Annotated in this window: 20 protein-coding genes; 14 read left to right on the top strand and 6 right to left on the bottom strand. The window is 70.7% G+C overall.

The genetic code is table 11. From position 1 onward, the window contains the following. A partial coding sequence (locus BLR04_RS40705; RefSeq protein ID WP_218129048.1) for a PLL family lectin occupies positions 1 to 351 on the top strand: 351 nt, incomplete at its 5' end. A gap of 54 nt (positions 352 to 405) precedes the next feature. Here BLR04_RS40705 and BLR04_RS18210 read toward each other — a convergent pair. After that, on the bottom strand, positions 406 to 1,740 hold the full coding sequence (locus BLR04_RS18210; protein ID WP_090766299.1) for a lipase family protein: 1,335 nt from the start codon (positions 1,738 to 1,740) through the stop codon (positions 406 to 408). Positions 1,741 to 1,935: 195 nt separating this feature from the next. Here BLR04_RS18210 and BLR04_RS18205 point away from each other — a divergent pair, with 195 nt between their 5' ends. From BLR04_RS18205 to BLR04_RS18190, 4 genes are all read left to right on the top strand, one after another. Then, complete coding sequence (locus BLR04_RS18205; protein WP_090766296.1) at positions 1,936 to 2,901, top strand: DUF6221 family protein; 966 nt, start codon at positions 1,936 to 1,938, stop codon at positions 2,899 to 2,901. Between the two features lie 5 nt (positions 2,902 to 2,906). Further along, a complete protein-coding gene (locus tag BLR04_RS18200) occupies positions 2,907 to 3,317 on the top strand; it encodes a hypothetical protein (protein ID WP_090766293.1) in 411 nt (136 codons plus the stop codon). 51 nt (positions 3,318 to 3,368) lie between these two features. Then, positions 3,369 to 3,617, top strand: coding sequence for a hypothetical protein (locus BLR04_RS18195; protein WP_090766292.1), 249 nt, complete (start codon positions 3,369 to 3,371; stop codon positions 3,615 to 3,617). A gap of 339 nt (positions 3,618 to 3,956) precedes the next feature. After that, positions 3,957 to 4,289 (top strand): chorismate mutase, encoded by a 333-nt coding sequence (locus tag BLR04_RS18190; protein WP_245740333.1) that lies wholly within the window; start codon positions 3,957 to 3,959, stop codon positions 4,287 to 4,289. An 87-nt stretch (positions 4,290 to 4,376) separates the two neighbouring features. Here BLR04_RS18190 and BLR04_RS18185 read toward each other — a convergent pair whose 3' ends face one another. Beyond that, positions 4,377 to 5,441, bottom strand: a complete 1,065-nt coding sequence (locus BLR04_RS18185) for a trypsin-like serine peptidase (protein ID WP_090766289.1) — start codon at positions 5,439 to 5,441, stop codon at positions 4,377 to 4,379. A gap of 475 nt (positions 5,442 to 5,916) precedes the next feature. Between BLR04_RS18185 and BLR04_RS18180 the strand changes: the two genes are divergently transcribed. The 5 genes from BLR04_RS18180 (at position 5,917) to BLR04_RS18165 (ending at position 9,669) form a co-directional block, all read left to right on the top strand. Next, positions 5,917 to 6,735 (top strand): hypothetical protein, encoded by an 819-nt coding sequence (locus tag BLR04_RS18180; RefSeq protein ID WP_090766286.1) that lies wholly within the window; start codon positions 5,917 to 5,919, stop codon positions 6,733 to 6,735. A 123-nt stretch (positions 6,736 to 6,858) separates the two neighbouring features. Beyond that, complete coding sequence (locus BLR04_RS42370) at positions 6,859 to 6,984, top strand: hypothetical protein (protein WP_281191508.1); 126 nt, start codon at positions 6,859 to 6,861, stop codon at positions 6,982 to 6,984. Between the two features lie 263 nt (positions 6,985 to 7,247). Continuing rightward, on the top strand, positions 7,248 to 7,820 hold the full coding sequence (locus tag BLR04_RS18175) for a hypothetical protein (protein ID WP_090766283.1): 573 nt from the start codon (positions 7,248 to 7,250) through the stop codon (positions 7,818 to 7,820). A 32-nt stretch (positions 7,821 to 7,852) separates the two neighbouring features. Beyond that, complete coding sequence (locus BLR04_RS18170; protein ID WP_090766686.1) at positions 7,853 to 9,010, top strand: sensor histidine kinase; 1,158 nt, start codon at positions 7,853 to 7,855, stop codon at positions 9,008 to 9,010. Further along, positions 9,007 to 9,669 carry a response regulator gene (locus tag BLR04_RS18165; RefSeq protein WP_090766280.1) on the top strand — a complete coding sequence of 221 codons (663 nt, stop codon included), beginning with the start codon at positions 9,007 to 9,009 and terminating at the stop codon, positions 9,667 to 9,669. Before BLR04_RS18170 ends, BLR04_RS18165 begins: the two co-directional genes overlap by 4 nt. Before the next feature lie 6 nt (positions 9,670 to 9,675). On the opposite strand, the gene BLR04_RS18160 is transcribed toward BLR04_RS18165, so the two are convergent. Beyond that, on the bottom strand, positions 9,676 to 10,056 hold the full coding sequence (locus BLR04_RS18160) for an STAS domain-containing protein (protein WP_090766277.1): 381 nt from the start codon (positions 10,054 to 10,056) through the stop codon (positions 9,676 to 9,678). Between the two features lie 287 nt (positions 10,057 to 10,343). Between BLR04_RS18160 and BLR04_RS18155 the strand changes: the two genes are divergently transcribed. Together BLR04_RS18155 and BLR04_RS18150 are read left to right on the top strand one after the other, a co-directional pair. Continuing rightward, positions 10,344 to 12,446, top strand: a complete 2,103-nt coding sequence (locus BLR04_RS18155; protein ID WP_218129046.1) for a PQQ-dependent sugar dehydrogenase — start codon at positions 10,344 to 10,346, stop codon at positions 12,444 to 12,446. A 12-nt stretch (positions 12,447 to 12,458) separates the two neighbouring features. After that, positions 12,459 to 13,349, top strand: a complete 891-nt coding sequence (locus BLR04_RS18150; protein WP_090766274.1) for a sugar phosphate isomerase/epimerase family protein — start codon at positions 12,459 to 12,461, stop codon at positions 13,347 to 13,349. A 52-nt stretch (positions 13,350 to 13,401) separates the two neighbouring features. Here BLR04_RS18150 and BLR04_RS18145 read toward each other — a convergent pair whose 3' ends face one another. Then, positions 13,402 to 14,013 carry a dihydrofolate reductase family protein gene (locus tag BLR04_RS18145; protein WP_090766270.1) on the bottom strand — a complete coding sequence of 204 codons (612 nt, stop codon included), beginning with the start codon at positions 14,011 to 14,013 and terminating at the stop codon, positions 13,402 to 13,404. A gap of 127 nt (positions 14,014 to 14,140) precedes the next feature. On the opposite strand from BLR04_RS18145, the gene BLR04_RS18140 reads away from it, so the two are divergent. Both BLR04_RS18140 and BLR04_RS18135 read left to right on the top strand, forming a co-directional pair. After that, positions 14,141 to 14,653, top strand: a complete 513-nt coding sequence (locus BLR04_RS18140) for an SET domain-containing protein (RefSeq protein ID WP_090766267.1) — start codon at positions 14,141 to 14,143, stop codon at positions 14,651 to 14,653. Between the two features lie 33 nt (positions 14,654 to 14,686). Further along, positions 14,687 to 15,631 (top strand): TIGR03620 family F420-dependent LLM class oxidoreductase, encoded by a 945-nt coding sequence (locus BLR04_RS18135; RefSeq protein ID WP_245740319.1) that lies wholly within the window; start codon positions 14,687 to 14,689, stop codon positions 15,629 to 15,631. Positions 15,632 to 15,750: 119 nt separating this feature from the next. On the opposite strand, the gene BLR04_RS18130 is transcribed toward BLR04_RS18135, so the two are convergent. Together BLR04_RS18130 and BLR04_RS18125 are read right to left on the bottom strand one after the other, a co-directional pair. Continuing rightward, on the bottom strand, positions 15,751 to 16,617 hold the full coding sequence (locus BLR04_RS18130; protein ID WP_090766260.1) for an LLM class F420-dependent oxidoreductase: 867 nt from the start codon (positions 16,615 to 16,617) through the stop codon (positions 15,751 to 15,753). Positions 16,618 to 16,738: 121 nt separating this feature from the next. After that, positions 16,739 to 17,740, bottom strand: coding sequence for a helix-turn-helix domain-containing protein (locus tag BLR04_RS18125; RefSeq protein ID WP_090766258.1), 1,002 nt, complete (start codon positions 17,738 to 17,740; stop codon positions 16,739 to 16,741).

Genomic DNA, 17,740 nt, shown 5'->3' with positions numbered 1-17,740 from the left:
GCCCCCGCGCTGGCCGTCTACCGGGGACACCTCTACTGCGTGCACCGGGGCACGGGCGACGACACGTCGCTGTGGTGGACGCGCTGGGACGGCTCGGCCTGGAGCCCCGACCAGAAGCTGCCGGGCCACCAGACCTCGCAGGCCCCGGCCCTGGCCGCGTACAAGGACCGGCTGTTCTGCGTGCACCGCGGCGCGTCCGACCACGTCCTGTGGTGGACCGCCTTCGACGGCTCCGCGTGGAGCGACGCCGAGCGGCTGCCCGGCCACCGCACCGACGAGCGCCCTGCGCTCGTCTCCTACCGCGACCGGAACGCCACCCGCGACCAGCTCCTCTGCTTCCACCGCGGCTGAGGCCGGAGACCGACACGGAACGAGTGCGGGCACTCGTTCCGTGTCAGCGCCGGGTCACCACCCGGCGAGCTGCCCGACGAACCACTCGATCAGCGGCTGCGACACCGCGCAGTGCCGCCGGTTGGCGATGTCGCAGCAGAACGCGTCCAGCAGCGTCTCGTCCTTCGGCAGGTCTCTGAGGTCCTTGTAGAGGTCGGGCTGCCACTGGTAGGGGTCGCGGGTCAGGGCGATCGCGCTGACCGTCGGCACGAAGCAGCTGCTCCGCAGCCGTTCGGGAATCGGCAGCCCCATCGCGTCGGCGACCCGGCCCCACGTGTCGAGCGTGCCGCCGGGCGCCCCGTCGAACGCCGCCACGTGCGAGGTGAGGCTCGTCCACACCGGCGGGCCGAGCCGGATCGTGCCGAGGTTCTGCCGCTCGCCGCCGTCGGGCTGGACGCGGGCGGTGAGCTGGAGGTCGGCCGACTGCAGGTCGTAGACCGGCGTGCCCGGCGCCAGGTCGGTGCCGACGCCGGTGCCGAGCCCGCTCGCGAGCCCCAGCTTGTACGGCCGGATCGGGAACCAGCCCACCCGGCGCAGGTCGTCCAGGAACTCCTCGCGCAGCGGGTTGGCCGCCACCGGGCCCGAGAAGTCGGCGCTCTCGACCCAGCCCCACAGCAGCTGCTGCGCCGCCGGGCTGCGCAGCAGCGCCGCCGGGCCGGGCTCGCCGCCCTCCGGCGGCTGCAGCGCCTCGTGCAGGTGGGCCAGCTGCTGGAGCACGAGCGGGATCCAGGCGCCGAGGTGCGGCGTGTCGTAGGAGAAGTACTTGTCCGTACGGTGGTCGAGGCCGTCGGCCTCCATGACGGCGAGGGCGTACCGGGTGATCAGGCCGCCCATGCCGATGCCGCCCACGGTCAGCGGGTCGTCGCCGTCGCGCTCGCCGACGGCGCGCTGCACGCAGCTGATCGCGACGGCCGCGTTGGCCTGCAGGTACGTGTGCCGCTGGGCGAAGCCGAGCAGGACGACATCGATGCCCATCGACAGGAGCTGGTCGAGGAAGCCCGGTTCGCCGTCGCGGTAGGGCGTGTTGAGGTGCCGCCACAGGGCGTCGAGGTCGCTCGGGCCGTACCCGAAGCCGTCGGCCATGATGAGCGGCCGGGTCAGCCGGTCGTGGCCCTCGGCCAGGTGGACGGCGGCCCGCCCCTTCGCGGTGACGCCCGCGTGCGGACGGTCGCCGACGAGGTCCCAGGTCGTGTCGGGCCTGCGGGTGTCGGCGTCGCCGTCGAGCTGCTCGGCGAACCAGATGCCCTGCCACCCGAAGGCGTCGGCGATCTGCTCCGCCTGCTCGGCGGACAAGGTGTTGCTGACGGTCTGGGCCCTGGTCTCGACGTCGATCCTCGCTACCTGCGCCATGCTGCTTCCTCTCTGCTTGCCGGGGGCTGCCTCGGGGCCACTCTCGCCACTTTACGGTGACCGTTCGTGCTGGTTAGGTTGCGTACGGTCATCTTCCCGTATCGGGTTTTCGTGCCGTTTCGGCGGGCGATGGGTGATGCCTTCCGACCGGGGCAGGGGGGACAGACGACAGGCAACGAACGTTCGGGGGGTGCCATGGCCGGCACCGGAACGCAGGCGTTCTGGATCGACGCCGCCCACAAGGGGAAACAACAGCACTACGGACAGGTGCTGCGCGCATGGCGGCACGCGTTCGCGGCCACTGCGGGGGAACCCGCGGCTGACGGCGTCACGCTCGACCCGGCCCACTTCGCCGCGGCCGCGTGGGAGGCCGCGACCCGCCCGGTGGTCGACCAGCCGTACGTGCAGCACCATCCCCGCGTGCTGGACGCGGCCTGCCACCGGCCAGAGGAGCACAAGGACCTGCTGGCGGTGGTCGAGCTGGCCGTCCCCGCGCCGGTGAAGGTGCCGTCCGGCTGGGCGGGCTGGCAGCACGAGAACCGGGACGACGCCGCGTACACGCCGCCCCCGTATGAGCGGCCGACCGCGGTGGCCACGCTGGAACTGCGGGTTCCGGTGTCACCGGATCGGCTGCCCACGCCCACGCACGCGAGGGCCGCCGGGCTGCCCAACCTCGACGACGCCCAGGCGGCACTCGAAGCGCTCGTCACCGAGCTGAACGGGATCGTCGCGCCGTTCCTGCGAGAGTTGGAGGGCGAGAGCCAGGCCGGCCCGATGCCGGAATGGCTGCGCACCCAGATCGAGGCCGACAAGGCGACCGCCGAGTCCGCGGGAGGGAACGCCTGGCGGTACGTGCGCGGCCAGGAAGGCAACCGGCTCGCGTTCGACGAGCACCGCAGCGTGTCCGCGATCGGGTTCCACGAGGACGACCTGCTGCATCCGGTCGAGGCCATCCACATCGCGTTGCACGACCCGGCCGACGTGATCGCCCGCTGCGAGGCGAAGCTGGCGGTGCTCGCCGACCACGGCCGCGACTGCGCGGAGTGCTCGTCCGGGACGCCGTGCCGGTCGGTACGGCTGCTGGCGATCGGCTACCGGCGCCGTCCTGGCTGGCGCGACGAGTGGGCGCTGCCCCCGGGCGACGAGCCGGAGAGGGGATGAGACGGATGACGAGGCGAGACAAGCATCCCGACGACGAGTTCTTCGCTCCCGTGCTCAGGGAGCCGCCGCCCAGGGCGGAGGGCTCGGCGGGGGAGACCTGTGAGGCGGGGGAGACCTGCCGGGTTCCCGCCGGAGAGGCGCGGGTGATCAGCGACACCGGCGTGCCGGGCGTGCACGGTGCGGGGCGGGGGGACTGGGCGAGGTCGCCGCTGCCTCCCAGCAAGCTCGGCGTGCGCCTGCTCGCCCTGGCTCTGGCGCTGCTCGCCGGGGTCGTGCTGACGGTGCTGGCGCTGATCGCGGAGCGGCCGCTGCTGGCCGTCGTGCCCGCGGTGGTGGCGCTCGCGGCCGCGTTCTGGCTGGTCGCGTTCGGGGTGCGGCGCACCCGGTCGAACGGCGGCCCGCCGACCTTCGGCTGAGACTTCCAAGGCTGTCGAGGCATCCACGAGAGAGCGAGACGAGGAGTCGACATGACGCTGATCGACCGTGAATGCGTACGTGAACTGCTGGAGTCGGAGCATTCGGACGCCACGCTGGTGTTCGTCCAGGGGGACTGCGTGGTGCTGCCCGCCGGCGAGGTGGACGAGGCCCACCAGGGGCTCGTGATCGCCCGGCGTGACGACATCCGCACCTACGTCCCGGAGGGCCCGCCGACCGAGCAGGTCCTCGACAACCTGGCTCACCGCCTGGACAACGTGGTCCGCGACCTGGGCGCCTGAGCCATTCCCACCGGCCGGGGGCCCTACCCGGGCCCCCGGCATCCCCTACGCCGCGGCCGTGGTGCCGCATTCCTGCCGCCGGCGGACGAGCCTCGCCGACGGCCGGTCGTCGCTGTGACCGCCACGCGGAACAGCCGGCCGAGCGTCCCGTGATCACGGTCCCCACCGCCGTCCTCGACGCCGGCGTCGACCCCTTCTGACGGAGCCCTGCCGTCATGATTGTTGGCTGCTTATCGGCGGGTGCTCTTTGCTGTTCGCCGCCCTGTGCTCGCCCCAATGTCCGAATTTATGATAAAATTTCCACTTATTGAGCCGTGTAGTGTCTCAAGGGGTATTTTGGTGGAAAATAGTGCCAAAGAACAGGTAGATCAGGACGCGTACATACGCGAGGAGCTCCAGCGGCTGCGCGACAGCATCGACAACCTCGATGCCGCTCTTGTCCACCTGCTCGCCGAGCGGTTCAAGTGCACGCAGGAAGTCGGCCGGCTCAAGGCTCGCTATCAGCTGCCCCCGGCAGATCCCAACCGTGAGGCGGCGCAGATCCGCCGCCTGCGGGCGCTCGCGGAGGAGTCGAAACTCGACCCCGTCTTCGCCGAGCGGTTCCTGAACTTCATCATCGCCGAAGTCGTCCGCCACCACGAGCTCATCGCGGCCGCCACCCGCGGCCAGTGAGCGGTCTGCCGAAACTCTGATCACCTGTGAGATGCCGTCCGTCCACGGCCGCGCGTCCCCGAGAACGCGCGGCCGTGGACGCGGCCGTCAGGTGGCGTCGATGTTCTGGGCCGCCTGGTAGACGGCCATCGCCTCGTCGCCGAAGAAGGGGCCGAACATGAAGTTCGGGGCGAAGTTGTAGGTGAAGCTGTTGACCGAGTTGAGCCAGCCGAGCCCCGTACGCTCGTCGAACCCCTGGAACCACGGCCCGCCGCTGGACCCGCCGGTCATGCCGCAGCGCAGCCCCTGGTCCCGCGTCTGGACGGTGTCGTCGAACGCCCGCCCGCTGCAGTAGACCAGGGCCGACCCGTCGAACGGGTCGGCCGCCGGATAGCCGAAGGCGAAGTTCTGCCGCTGCCGCGGCTGGTTGAACGCCACGCCCTGGCCGCCCACGACGTCGGTCAGCGTCCGTCCCTCCAGAGGGGCGACGACGACGGCGGCGAGGTCGAAGTTGATGTCCTCGCGGTCGTTCCACTGCTGCGTGGTGACGACCCGGGAGGCCACCCACGTCCCGAGCGGCCGGCGGCCGTTGTCGAAGCCAGGGACGAACACCCAGTTGCGATGCGCGGCGCCGTTCAGCTTCACGCAGTGCCCGGCGGTCATCACGACGCTCTCGTTGGCGCTGGTCACCGCCGTGCCCGAGCAGGAGGAGTTGCGTCCGTCGGCGGTGGTGAAGAAGACCCGTCCGACGGTGCGGACGACGGCGCCGCCGTCCGTCCAGCGCAGGCCGGGGCTGTTGGGGACGGCCGCCGTGGTCGTGGCGCCGCCCCTGGCCCCGCCGAAGGACCAGGCCGCGCCGCGCTCGCCGTGCCGCGTGATGATGGCCCGCCTGGGCGCCGCGGTGACCTTCGAGGCCCAAGGGGTGCCGCGCGACGGGCCGGTGGTGGCCGTCCCGCGGCGGAGTGCCGGCGTGCTCAGCGGTCGCGCCGCCCGCATGCGCTGTGCGTTCCAGTACTGGAGCACGGTCCTGCGCTCCGACGAGGAGCCGGCGAGGCTCCAGCCGGCGGGCCTCGGATCGAGGCCGGTGGGGGCTGCCTGCGCGGGGCCGGCCAGGGCCGGGGTGCCGGCCAGGGCGAGCGCGGCTGCGGTGAGCAGGGCGGCTCTGCGGTGCATTCGTACCTCCCGAAACGCGGAATCTGCCGCTCAGAGGTACGTACGGTTGCCGCCGTAATTCTCAATTCCTGCTCATACCGATATAGCGCTATTGCGCGCTGCTTGTCGTTCGATACCCCGTGTGACGGATGCGGGAGGTCCGGTGGCGACTGAGAAGGCTTTTCCAGCTTCTTTCCCGTGCAGAGGGGATTTGGCTACGGCGTGGCGTTGTTGGGTCGCTGTCCGTAACTGTAACCATCGTTCATGGTTCTCTGACCCTGCTCAGAACGGGCGAGCACGGGCTGCAATCCGGCCTGCGACTCAGTCGCGACCATGGGTCGCATTCCGAAAGGTACGGTTTATGTTCACGCCGTTTAATCGGACAAATGACACAAATAATTCTGCGGCACTCAAGGCGCGCCATTCGCTTCTCAAGGCGGCGAAACTGGCCACGCACGGCACCCTGACGCTGGCACTGGTCGCTACGCCCGCCCCGGTGGCGATGGCCGCGAACGACGACGACCGGCCCAGGGCCAGCGCCTCCCGTAAGAACCGTGTGAACGGCGTCAACGGCAACGTCACCGGCCTCAGGCGCAACACCGACGCCATCAACGGCATCAGGCGCGCGAACGGCCCCAACGGCAACGGCAACGGCAACGGGAACGGCAACGGCGACAACGGCGACAACGGGGACGACGAAGCCGACGACAACACCATGGTCCGCGCGAACGACGAGTTCGAGCGCCGTCGCCGCCACAGGCGCGTCGACCATCACTACCTCGACCACGGGCGTTGCTCGCCGCACACGTTCTGGCGCGTCCACAGCATGTCGCCGCACAACTTCTACCTGCCGCGGACCCGCTACACCGACGGCCCGGGCGGCTCCATGACGGTGACCGTCACCCGTGAGGCCGAGGTGACGGCCTTCCTCGAAACCGAGAACGAGCGCACGTGGTCGCGTACGGACCACGACTTCGCCCGCCGTAACAACCCGGACCTGAGCTTCGAGAACCTGAACGTCGCCGACGTGGTGTTCCAGCTGCGCAGGCTCGGCCTTCCGCACCTGGAGGAGCGCCACATGGTCTTCTCCGGGCACGAGTACAGCCGCGAGATCAGCGACGGCAAGTACGGCAACATGTGGTACCGCGTCTTCGGCTACCGCATCGGCTTCTCGGCCTGGAGGGTGCTCGGCACCTGCCGCCACCGGCTCATCACCCGCGGCCTGGCGAACGTCCCCTCCCGGGTGGAGGGCTGGCGTTACTGGGAGACCAAGCGCCCGATGTTCAAGGGCCGGCGTCTGCCCTGGAAGAAGTAGCACGGCGACGGTTGTGCGGGCGCGTTCCAAGCACGGTGTGCCGGGTAGTGAACAGCCCTGGGCGGTGCCCGGACGGACCTTCCGTCCGTCGGGCCCGCCGCGCCTTCCAGTGAGGAGGTCACCGTGGCCGAAGCACGTCAGCTGGCCATCGCATCGATCAGCCTGCTCCTGCCCATTCCGTACCCGAGGCCGAGGTCCGACGGCAACAGCGGCGGCAGTGCCCGCCGCCGGCGGCGGCGCAGGCGCTGATCCAGGAAAACCCAAGCGCAGCGCGAGAGCTGTCCGGCTCGTTCGTGCTGCACCGGCCGCGGGCGTCGCCCTCCTCCCCGGGCGGCCCGCAGCCGGCACGCAAGGCCTCTCCTCGTACGGTCGCGTGCTGAGCACGTCCGCGCGAGCGAGGGGTCCCGGGCGGTCGCCGGTGTGAGCGGTCCTCGCTCACTCGTCAGGGGGAGTCGCGGAATCCCTCTTACCGGCGATGTCCGAAGGCCCGCCGCGGGCCGATGATCCCTTTCATGAGTTTTCGTTTCTCCCTGGTCGCAGCACCGCTGCTCATCCTCGCCTACGGTGTGCTGCGCGTTCTCGACGGGCTCGACGGCAGCCGTGGCCCGGGGCTCGCCTGGACCGCCGGGCATCTCGCCTTCATGGCGGCCCTCGTCCTGTTCGTGCAGATCTTCTGGCGGCTGCGGGCGATGGCCGGTCGCGACGTGCTGTCCACGGCGAGCGCGGCGGTCGGCACCGTCGGCGTCGTGACGCTGCTCGGGCAGTTCGGCGTCGACATCGTCGTCGGGTTCGCCGCCGCCGACCACGCCGCCATGACCCCGCTGTTCGAGCAGGTGCGGAGCGTGCCCGGGATGCAGCCGGTGCTCTACGACGTCGGGCCGTACCTGTTCTACCTGGCCCAGCTCGCGCTGGTCGGGCAGCTTGCCGCGATGCGCCGGGTCAGGGCGTGGCTGCCGGTGCTCGTCCTCGCCTACCTGGCGCTGCCGATCGCCGACAAGGACCTGATGCCGCTCGGCGCCGTCTTCCTGCTCGTCGCTTTCCTCCCGTTCATCCGTGCGGCGCGACCTGCCGCGTCCCTCTCATGAGCCGACCGGCAGGATGGGGTGCCGTGTCGGAGATGAAGGTGGCCGTGTGGGCCGGACGCAGGTGGAGCGCCCTGCCGCCGATCTGGGCGGACACCGTGATCACCGCCGTGGTGCTGGTCGTGCAGCTGTGGCCGCTGCTCTCCACCGACAACCTCTCCGGCGGGCCCTGGGACTGGCAGGGGTACGTCGTCGTGGTCGTCTCCGTGGTGCCGCTGATCTGGCGGCGCCGCGCTCCGGCGGCCGTCCTGCTGGTGTCCCTCGCCGCGAGCGCCTGCTACGACCTTTTCGACGACGTCGCGCGCCAGCCCATCTGGTACGCCGGGCTGATGGGCCTCTACACGGTGGCCGCGTACTCCGGCCGGTGGACGCGTACGGCGCTCATGGTTCTCGCGATCGGCGGCGGCCTGCTGGCGGTCGGGTCGTCCGACACCGCGCTGCGCGGCACCGTGCAGTTCGTCGCCGCGTACGCCGTCGGCCGGGCCGCCGCCGTCTCCCGTGCCCACGCGCGCGTGCTGGAGGAGCGGGCCGCGCAGCTCGTCCGCGAGCGCGAGGTCGAGGCCGAACGGGCGGCCGAGCGGGAGCGGGCCAGGATCGCCCGCGACATGCATGACGTCCTCGCCCACGCGGTCAGCGTCATGGTGGTCCAGGCCGAGGCCGGGCCGGTGGCGGTGGAGCGCAGCCCGGCGCGGGCCGTGGCCGCCTTCGACGCGATCGCCGCCGCCGGGCGCGACGCGATGGACCAGCTGCGCCGCATGCTGACCGTCCTCAAGGAGGGGGAGGGCCCGCGGGCGCCGCAGCCGACGATCGGCGGGCTGCCCGCGCTGGCCGAGCAGGTCCGGTCGACGGGGCTGGACGTGACGTACTCGACGACGGGCGCGGCCCTGCCGCTGTCGCCCGACGCCGAGGTGGCCGCGTACCGGATCACCCAGGAAGCGCTCACCAACGTCGTCAAGCACGCCGCGGCCACCCGCGCCGAGGTGGCCCTGGCATGGCGGGACGGGGAACTCGTGATCGACATCACCGACGACGGCCATGGGCGTGACCCGGGCCTGCCCTCGGGCGGCAACGGCCTGATCGGCATCAGGGAGCGGGCCGCGGCGTGCGGCGGCACGGCCGTCGCCGGGCCGCGTGCCGACGGCGCGGGGTTTCGGGTGGCCGTCCGGCTGCCCGCACAGGAGGTGAGGGTGTGAGCGTGCGTGTGGTGGTGGCCGACGACCAGGAGCTCGTCCGGGCCGGGTTCGCGATGATCCTCGACGCCCAGCCGGACATCGAGGTGGTCGCCGAGGCGGGCGACGGTGCCGAGGCGGTCGCCGCGGTCCGTGAGCATCGTCCCGACGTGCTGCTGCTCGACATCCGCATGCCCGTCATGGACGGCATCGAGGCGGCCCGCGTCGTGTGCGCCGAGGGCGGCTGCCGCGTCCTCATGCTCACCACGTTCAATCTGGACGACTACGTCTACGACGCGTTGCGCGCCGGGGCGAGCGGGTTCCTGCTGAAGGACGTGCGCCGCGACGACCTCGTGCACGCCGTCCGCGTGGTGGCGGCGGGGGAGTCGCTGCTCGCCCCGTCGGTCACCACGAAGCTGATCGCGCAGTTCACCTCCAGGGCGCCGCGTCCCGCCGGCCTGCCGCCGGAGCGGCTGGCCGCGCTCACCGCGCGCGAGCGCGAGACGCTGCGCCTGCTCGCCCGCGGCCTGTCGAACGCGGAGATCGCGCAGGAGCTGGTGGTCAGCGAGCACACCGTGAAGACGCACGTCAGCAACGTGCTCACGAAGCTGGGGCTGCGTGACCGGGTGCAGGCGGTGATCGCCGCGTACGAGACCGGGCTGACCGTCCCCGGGGCCCCCTGATCTCGGTCAGAACCTGGCCAGCCCGATGAGGTCCATCAGGCGGCGCATCTGGCGAGGGGCGTCGCGGACCTTCACGCCACCGCTCGTGGCGAAGTCGCGCAGCGTGCGGACGCCGGAGATGTCGGTGAAGGTCACCCCGGCCAGGTCGACGATCAGCTGGTGGTCGATGTGCCGGGCCCGGTCGAGGGTGGTGCGCACGTCGCGGCAGTTGCCGCGGTCGATCTCACCGTGCAGCTTGATCACCGACGGGCCCGGTTGGACGACGCAGGTGATCCGGAGGAACGGATCGACGTACAGCACCTGTTCGGACGAGGTCGTGGCCCGGCCGTTCGGCGAGGCGCCGACTCGGTGCGTGCAGGGTGCGGCGTCGTGGCGAGTAGTGATCATCACCTCTGCCCATCAAAGCTCGTCCATCGGATACGGGAAGCGGGTGTTCAGCAGGGTGCCGAACGGTATGAACCGGCTTCCTCAGACTAACACCCCCACGAGATTACCGGAATAGTGATTCGTGTACTCGTCTGCCTCTCTTGGCGAACGCTTGCCCCGCACTTAGTCCGATCCAGGGCGAAAGATGGGTGATCATCCGGGATTAGGCCCTCCTCGTCCGGCGTAAGCCGGGTTACATTCACGTTGTTTTGCCCTCTCTTGTCCCCCGAGTAGACCGAAGGAGAGGCGTGAGAGCGAGAACCACGATCGCGGCACTGACCGTCATGGCGTTCCTCCTCCCGGCGACGGTGACCCAGGCAGCAGGGGCCACCGCCGTCGCGGCACCGCCACCCGATGACCAGTTCCAGAAAGTGACGCTCAACGACCATCCCGGCGAACCCATGGATCTCGCGGTCCTACCGGACTCGCGCGTTCTGCACACCACCAGGAAGGGCGAGGTCTGGCTGCACGACCCGAAGACCGGGCTCAACACGCTGGCCGCACAGGTGGACGTCTACCAGCACGACGAGGAGGGGCTGCAGAGCATCGCGCTCAGCCCCGGCTTCGGCACCGGCTCCAAGCACGACGACTGGGTCTACCTCTACTACTCACCGCCGCTCGACACCCCCGTGGACGACCCGTCCACACCCGACGTGAACGAGGGCGACGCCCCCGAGACCGGCGCCCCCGAGGACTTCGCGCCCTTCAAGGGACTGATCCGGCTGTCGCGCTTCCGCCTCACCGGCTCCACCATCGACCTGCGCACCGAACAGCAGATCCTCGACGTGCCGGTCGACCGGGGAATCTGCTGCCACGTCGGCGGCGACATCGTCTTCGACGCGAAGGGCAACCTGTACCTGTCCACCGGTGACGACACGAACCCGTTCGCCTCCGACGGCTACGCGCCGATCGACGAGCGCGCCGACCGCAACCCGGCGTTCGACGCCCAGCGCAGCGCCGCCAACACCAACGACCTGCGCGGCAAGATCCTGCGCATCAAGGTCCAGGACAACGGCAGCTACAAGATCCCGGCCGGGAATCTCTTCAAGCCCGGCACGAAGGACACGCGGCCCGAGATCTACGCGATGGGCCTGCGCAACCCGTTCCGCATCGAGCTCAACCGGCGCACCGGTGACCTGTACGTGGGCGACTACTCGCCCGACGCGGGCGAGGCGGATCCCGCCCGCGGGCCCGCCGGTACCGGCAAGTGGACGAAGATCCGCAAGGCCGGCAACTACGGCTGGCCGTACTGCGCGACGCCGGACCGGCCGTACGTCGACTACGACTTCGGGACCGGCGCCTCGGGTCAGCCGTTCAACTGCGCCGCGCCCGTCAACGAGTCGCCGCACAACACCGGGCTGCGCAGGCTTCCCCCCGTGGTGCAGCCGGACGTGTACTACGGCTACAGCCAGTCGCCGGAGTTCCCCGAGCTCGAGACGGGCGGCATCGGCCCGATGGCCGGCCCGGCGTACGAGTTCGACCCGCGTGACACGCGCGGCCGCAACCCCGTGGCCTGGCCGAAGTACTACGACGGCGTGCCGCTCTTCTACGAGTGGACCCGCGACTACATCAAGGCCTTCCACCCCGGCGGGCGGATCGAGGACGTGCTGCCGTCGTTCGCCATCGACAACCCGATGGACATCGAGTTCGGCCCCGAAGGGGCGCTCTACGTGCTCGAGTACGGCGACGGCTACTTCAGCGAGAACGAGGACGCCCAGCTCTCCCGCATCGACTACATCGGCCACGAGGGCAACCACACCCCCGTCCCCGCCGCCCAGGCGTCGGTGACGGCCGGGCAGGCCCCGCTGACCGTCTCCTTCACCAGCGAGGGGACGACCGACGCCGACGGCGACCGGATCCGCTACGCGTGGGACTTCGACGCCGACGGCCGGGTCGACTCGCGTGACAGCGCGGCGTCCTTCACCTTCCGTGAGAACGGCGTCTTCAACGCCACGCTGCGCGTCTCCGACGACGAGGGCATGTCGGCGGCGACGTCGGTGCGGGTCGTGGTCGGCAACGACACTCCGGTCGTCGAGCTGGTGCAGCCGGTGACCGGCCAGCCGTTCGAGTTCGGCGACGTCGTCCAGTTCGAGGTGCGGATCACCGACGACCAGCCGGTCGACTGCGCCAACGTGACCGTCGACTACATCCTCGGCCACGACGAGCACGGACACGGGCTCAGCACGGCACGCGGCTGCACCGGATCCATCCAGACCACGGTGCCGAGCGGTCACGACCCCGGGACCGACAACCTCAGCGCCGTCTTCGTGGCCACCTACACCGACCCGGGAACCGGTGGTCTGCCCCCGCTGACCGGCAGCACAGAAGTCGTGCTCCGGCCCACGCCATAGGGAGGTTCACCCATGTGTTACGGCTTCCGTCCGAGCAGGCGGTCGCTGCTCGCCGCCGGGCTCGGACTCGGGGCGGCGGCGCTCGCCGTCACCCCTGGCGCCGCTGCCGCGACGCCAGGACCGAAGGGCAAGCGCGTGCCCCCCGGCCAGATCAGCATGCAGCTCTGGACCGTACGCGACGACCTCAACCAGGACTACGACGCCACACTCAAGTACCTCGCCAAGATCGGCTACCCGAGGGTCGAGCTCGCGCTCGGCTACTTCGGCCGTACGGCGCGGGAGCTGCGCGGGTTCCTCGACCGGCTCGGCATCCACGCCACCTCCAGCCACGACGGCATCAGCCCCGACGACGCGGCGCTGGAGACCAAGATCTCCAACGCGGTGACCCTGGGCCAGGAGTACATCGTGGTGCCGTTCCTCGAGTCCGACAGCCTCGACCAGTGGAAGGCCTGGGCCGAGCGGATGAACGTCGAGGCCGAGGCCGCGCGCCGGGCCGGGCTGCACTACGGCTACCACAACCACGCCCACGAGTTCACGACCGACCTCGGCGGTGGCACGACTCCCTGGGACGTGCTCACCTCCGAACTCGACCCGAAGCTCGTCCACCTGGAGATCGACATCTACTGGGCGGTCACCGGCGGCGTCGGCCGCGGCGCCACCGACCCGGTGGGCTTCGCGATCGACGTGATCCGCGACGCGCCGCAGCGCGTGCTGCAGTACCACGTCAAGGACCGGCACCTGGACGGCGACATGGCCGACCTGGGCACCGGGACGATCGACTTCCGTCGCGTCTTCATGGCGCACCGCGTGCGGGAGTACATCGTCGAGAACGACACCCCCGACGTGACGCCCCTGCGCACGTCCCAGGTCGGCTACCGCTACCTGAAGGACCTGCGCTACTGAGATCCATGGCCGAGCCCGGCGTCGCGTCCGGGCTCGGCCCCTCGGGGGCCTGTCAGGCGGGTTCGGGCAGGGCGCCGAGGGCGGGCTTGCCCGTGACCTCGTAGGTGACGTACACGACCCCGGCGCCGGTGGAGCGGGTGCTGGTCAGCTTCAGACCGGCCGTGGCCGTGCCCTCCGCGAACATCCGCTTGCCCACACCCAGCACGACGGGGAACACCAGCAGCCGGTACTCGTCGACCAGCTCTGCCTCCTGCAGCGTACGGATCAGGTCGCTGCTGCCCTGGGTGATAATCTCGCCGTCGGTGCGCTTCTTCAGCTCGGCCACCGTGTCGGCGGCCTCGCCCACCAGCACCTCGGTGTTGCGCCACGTGGCCGTCATCGGCGTACGGGTGGCGACGTACTTCGGCATGTCGTTGATCCACGCGCCTTCCTCGTCCGGCACGTTGGGCCAGTGCGAGGACAGGATGTCGTAGGACCGGTGGCCCAGCAGCATGCCGGTCGTGTTCGCGAACATCCCGCCCACGATCTCGCCGAACCCCTCGTCCACGTGCGGCGGCAGCCAGCCGCCGTAGGGGAAGTTGTCGTCGTCCTCACCCGGTCCGCCGGGGCTCTGCATGATGCCGTCCAGCGAAACGAACGCCGCCACCACGAGCTTGCTCGCCATTGTGTTCTCCTCGATTGCCTCGCGGGGCCGCGCCCCTTGACCTTGTGCCCCCAAGCCTGCCCCACCCGATTTACGAATCCCTTACGACTTCCCTACGCCCACCGCGCCCCCTCCATAAGGACGACCGATGCCGTACGACGCCGAGTCCTGGCTCAGCCCCGACGTCAGGCCCGCGCCTTCGCCGATCCACGACATCGGGCTGTTCGCCATGGCCCCGATCCGTGAGGGTGAGGTCGTCATGCGATTCGGCGGCCGGGTGATCGACGACACGACGCTGGCCTCGCTCGTGCCGCCGTACAGCAGCCTGACCGTTGACGAAGGGGTCCACTTGCTCCTTGATCCCGGACATCCGGTGCGCTACGGCAACCACTCGTGCGACCCCAACCTCTGGCACCGCGCCGCGACCGTGGTGGTCGCCAGGCGGAACATCACGTCTGGTGAGGAGGTGACCATCGACTACGCCACGCACACCGGGGTCGAGACGTGGTCGATGGAGTGCCGCTGTGGGGCCGCGATCTGCCGGGGGACGGTGTCCGGGGCCGACTGGCGACTGCCTGCCCTCCGGTCCGCCTACGCCAGCCACTGGACACCGCCGCTGCTCGCTCGTGTTGCCAGGGAGCAGGGAGGGCCAGGGGATTAAAGGGGTGCGGGGATGGGCTACATATCGGCAGACATGTCAACGACACAGGGGTGGTGGAACGGGATGCCGGGAACCGTGGACGTCGCGGCGCTGAAGCGGCGCATGGGCCGGGTCGGGGTCTGGGACAGCTCGCTGAGCGCGGAGTCGGCGGCGTTCGAGAGGGAGGCCGCCGCCGAGATCGAGCGGCTCGGCTACGGGACGCTGTGGTTCGGCGAGACGCCGACCAGCAAGGAGGCGTTCACCCACGCCGGGCTGCTGCTGGGCGCGACCGAGCGGATGATGGTCGCCACCGGCATCGCGAGCATCTGGTCCCGCGACGCGGTGGCTGCCGCGAACGCCGCCAACACCCTGGCGGAGGCGTACGACAACAGGTTCGTGATGGGGCTCGGCGTGAGCCACGCGCCCCTGGTGACGACGCGGGGCCACGACTACGGCAAGCCGTACACGGCGATGCGCACGTACCTGGAGGCCATGGACAGCACCCAGTACGTCGGCCCGATCGAGGCGCCCGCGCCGCGGCTGCTGGCGGCGCTCCGTACGAACATGCTGGAGCTGGCGGCGCAGCGCGCGCAGGGGGCGCACCCGTACTTCGTCACCCCCGAGCACACCGCGCAAGCCCGCGAGACGCTCGGGCCCGAGCCGGTGCTCGCGCCCGAGCAGACCGTGCTGCTGGAGACCGACCCCGGCCGGGCGCGCGAGGTGGCCCGCCGGTTCACCTCGCGCTACCTGGCGCTGCCCAACTACGTGAACAACCTGCGTTCGCTGGGCTGGGACCAGGCCGACCTGCAGGACGGCGGCAGCGACGCGCTGGTGGACGCCATCGTGGTGTGGGGCGAGCCAGAGAAGGTCATCGAACGCGTGCGTGCCCACCACGAGGCGGGCGCCGACCACGTCTGCGTCCAGCCCCTCGCCGACAACGCGAGGGAGATGCTCCAGCACCTCCGCATCCTCGCCGACGCGGGCCTGACCACCCGCTGACTCGACACCCCCGAGCGCGGGGGTCCGACCTCCCCGCCCGCCTGTTGTGGCGGGTGAGGGCGGCTCCGTGCCCTTGGGGGTTTTGGTTCCCGGCCGGCTTCCCTCGTCGGTCGGGGGGGTCAGCGGATCAGGTTGAGGGCTTCGGCGGCGGAGGCCAGGGCGTTGAGGTGGTCGTCCAGGGTTTTGAGGCCGACGTTCATGGTGTTGATGGAAACGTGGGTGGCGCCGGACTCTTCCCATCGGCGGGCGGCGTTCGCGAGGGCCTGCTGGTCGGACGTCCAGCGGATGCGGCCCTCCATGCCGAGCCGGGACGGGTCGCGGCCCGCCTCGGTGGCGGCCCGGCCGACCATCGCCTTGGCCTCCTCCAGCTCCTGGCCCGGCTCCATCTGCGGGAACCAGCCGTCGGCCAGCCGCCCGATGCGCTCGTACGCGCGCGGCGACTGCCCGCCGAACCACAGCGGGATCGGCTGTTGCACCGGCAGCGGCGCCAGGCCCGCCCCGGTCACCCGGTGGTAGTCGCCCTCGAAGGTGAGCGATTCCTCCGTCCACAGCCGGCGCAGCAGCTCGACCTGCTCCTCCATGCGCTTTCCGCGGTTACTGAAGTCCTCGCCCAGCGCCTCGTACTCGACGGCGTTCCAGCCGAGCCCCACGCCCAGCCGGAACTTCCCCGACGTGAGCAGGTCGATCTCCGCCGCCTGCTTGGCCACCAGGGCGGTCTGCCGCTGGGGCAGGATGATGATGCTCGTCACCAGCTCCAGCGAGGTGAGCGCGGCGAGGTAGCCGAAGAGCACCATCGGCTCGTGGAACGTCGAGCGCACGTCGTAGGGGCCGTCCCACCCCTTGTGTACGGCCGGGTCGGCCCCCACGACGTGGTCGTAGGTGATGATGTGCCGGAAACCCAGCTCCTCGACCCGCTGCCCGTAGGCGCGCACCGCACCGACGTCTCCGCCGATCTCGGTCTGCGGGAAGACGACACCGATCTGCATATGAGGCTCCGCCCGGAAGTCGTGATGTTGGTCAGGAGCCATCATGGCCCGCGGCCGCCGGTCAACGCCTGGTGACCCTCCGAATCACCACCCCGGTTTGCCCGTGCCATGGCCGTACGGGTCAGATCCAGCCGCGTGCCGCCGCCTCGGCGCCGGTCTGGAAGCGGGTCTCGGCGCCCAGCTTCTTCATGAGGGCCGTGATCCGGCGGGTGGCGGTCCGCGAGCTGACCCCCAGCTGCCGGGCGATGGCCTGGTCCTTCAGGCCGGCCTGGAGCATCTTGAGCAGGATCAGGTCGTCCTCGCTCGGCTCGTCAGGGTCGTGCGCCTCGAAGTCGCCCGCCCGGCGTCCTGCGGTGATCGGGGTGGCGCGCTCCCAGTACGCCTCGAAGAGCTCGACGAGGGCGTCGAGCAGCCCCGACGGGTGGACGATCACCAGGCTGTCGTAGCTGCCGCCGACCAGCGGCACGAGCGCGACCTTCCGGTCCATGATCCGCAGCTTGAACGGCAGGCTGGGCAGCATCCTGGCCTGTTCGCCGAGCGCGACCAGCTTCAGCACCGTGGCGAACCGGCCGGGCCGCTCCATGGAGTCGGGGCAGTAGACCGAGCGGATGTCCACGCCGCGCTCGATCATCGCGCGGGTGGTCGCCGTCTCCGACTCGTTCGTGTCGGACTGCCCGTTCGCCCACTCCAGGTACGGCGGCCGGTCCAGCACCCACAGGTGGGCGCCGATCGACCGGGTGAGCTCGTCCACCCGCTGGTTGACGGCGGCGCGGCCGGACAGCACCTCGACGAGCCGTCCCGGGTCGTGGCGTAACCGGCCCAGCTGGTAGGCGTGGGCGAGGTCCTCCATCTCCTCCCGCACCCGTCCGAAGGCGGTCTCCATCTCCAGCCGGCGGCGGTTGACGAGCGCGGGCACCGCGGTCCGCGGCTCGACGGGCCGGTATCGGCCGACCGTAATTCGATGGACGAGACCGAACTCGCCGAGGCGGGTCAGCGCGTGCCGGACGCGGACCGCTGCCACGCCGAGCGCGGCGGCGAGCTCCGCAACCTCCTGTTCACCCTGGTCGAGGAGCTTTCGGTAGACGAGTTCCTCGAACTCTTCGATCCCCAGCGCGTTCAGCAC

This window comes from Nonomuraea maritima, from assembly GCF_900100395.1.
GTDB classification, from domain to species: Bacteria; Actinomycetota; Actinomycetes; order Streptosporangiales; family Streptosporangiaceae; genus Nonomuraea; species Nonomuraea maritima.
Note: the sequence above shows the minus strand (reverse complement) of the source record. Positions and strands in the feature narration are given on the sequence as shown.

Excerpts from the sequence above, each read along its gene's own strand:
- BLR04_RS18175 (WP_090766283.1), top strand. The coding sequence starts at position 7,248 with ATGAGTTTTCGTTTCTCCCTGGTCGCAGCACCGCTGCTCATCCTCGCC.
- BLR04_RS18140 (WP_090766267.1), top strand. The coding sequence starts at position 14,141 with ATGCCGTACGACGCCGAGTCCTGGCTCAGCCCCGACGTCAGGCCCGCG.
- BLR04_RS18130 (WP_090766260.1), bottom strand. The coding sequence starts at position 16,617 with ATGCAGATCGGTGTCGTCTTCCCGCAGACCGAGATCGGCGGAGACGTC.
- BLR04_RS18160 (WP_090766277.1), bottom strand. The coding sequence starts at position 10,056 with ATGATCACTACTCGCCACGACGCCGCACCCTGCACGCACCGAGTCGGC.
- BLR04_RS18135 (WP_245740319.1), top strand. The coding sequence starts at position 14,687 with ATGTCAACGACACAGGGGTGGTGGAACGGGATGCCGGGAACCGTGGAC.
- BLR04_RS18150 (WP_090766274.1), top strand. The coding sequence starts at position 12,459 with ATGTGTTACGGCTTCCGTCCGAGCAGGCGGTCGCTGCTCGCCGCCGGG.
- BLR04_RS18200 (WP_090766293.1), top strand. The coding sequence starts at position 2,907 with ATGACGAGGCGAGACAAGCATCCCGACGACGAGTTCTTCGCTCCCGTG.
- BLR04_RS18185 (WP_090766289.1), bottom strand. The coding sequence starts at position 5,441 with ATGCACCGCAGAGCCGCCCTGCTCACCGCAGCCGCGCTCGCCCTGGCC.
- BLR04_RS18210 (WP_090766299.1), bottom strand. The coding sequence starts at position 1,740 with ATGGCGCAGGTAGCGAGGATCGACGTCGAGACCAGGGCCCAGACCGTC.
- BLR04_RS18205 (WP_090766296.1), top strand. The coding sequence starts at position 1,936 with ATGGCCGGCACCGGAACGCAGGCGTTCTGGATCGACGCCGCCCACAAG.
- BLR04_RS18145 (WP_090766270.1), bottom strand. The coding sequence starts at position 14,013 with ATGGCGAGCAAGCTCGTGGTGGCGGCGTTCGTTTCGCTGGACGGCATC.
- BLR04_RS18195 (WP_090766292.1), top strand. The coding sequence starts at position 3,369 with ATGACGCTGATCGACCGTGAATGCGTACGTGAACTGCTGGAGTCGGAG.
- BLR04_RS18170 (WP_090766686.1), top strand. The coding sequence starts at position 7,853 with ATGAAGGTGGCCGTGTGGGCCGGACGCAGGTGGAGCGCCCTGCCGCCG.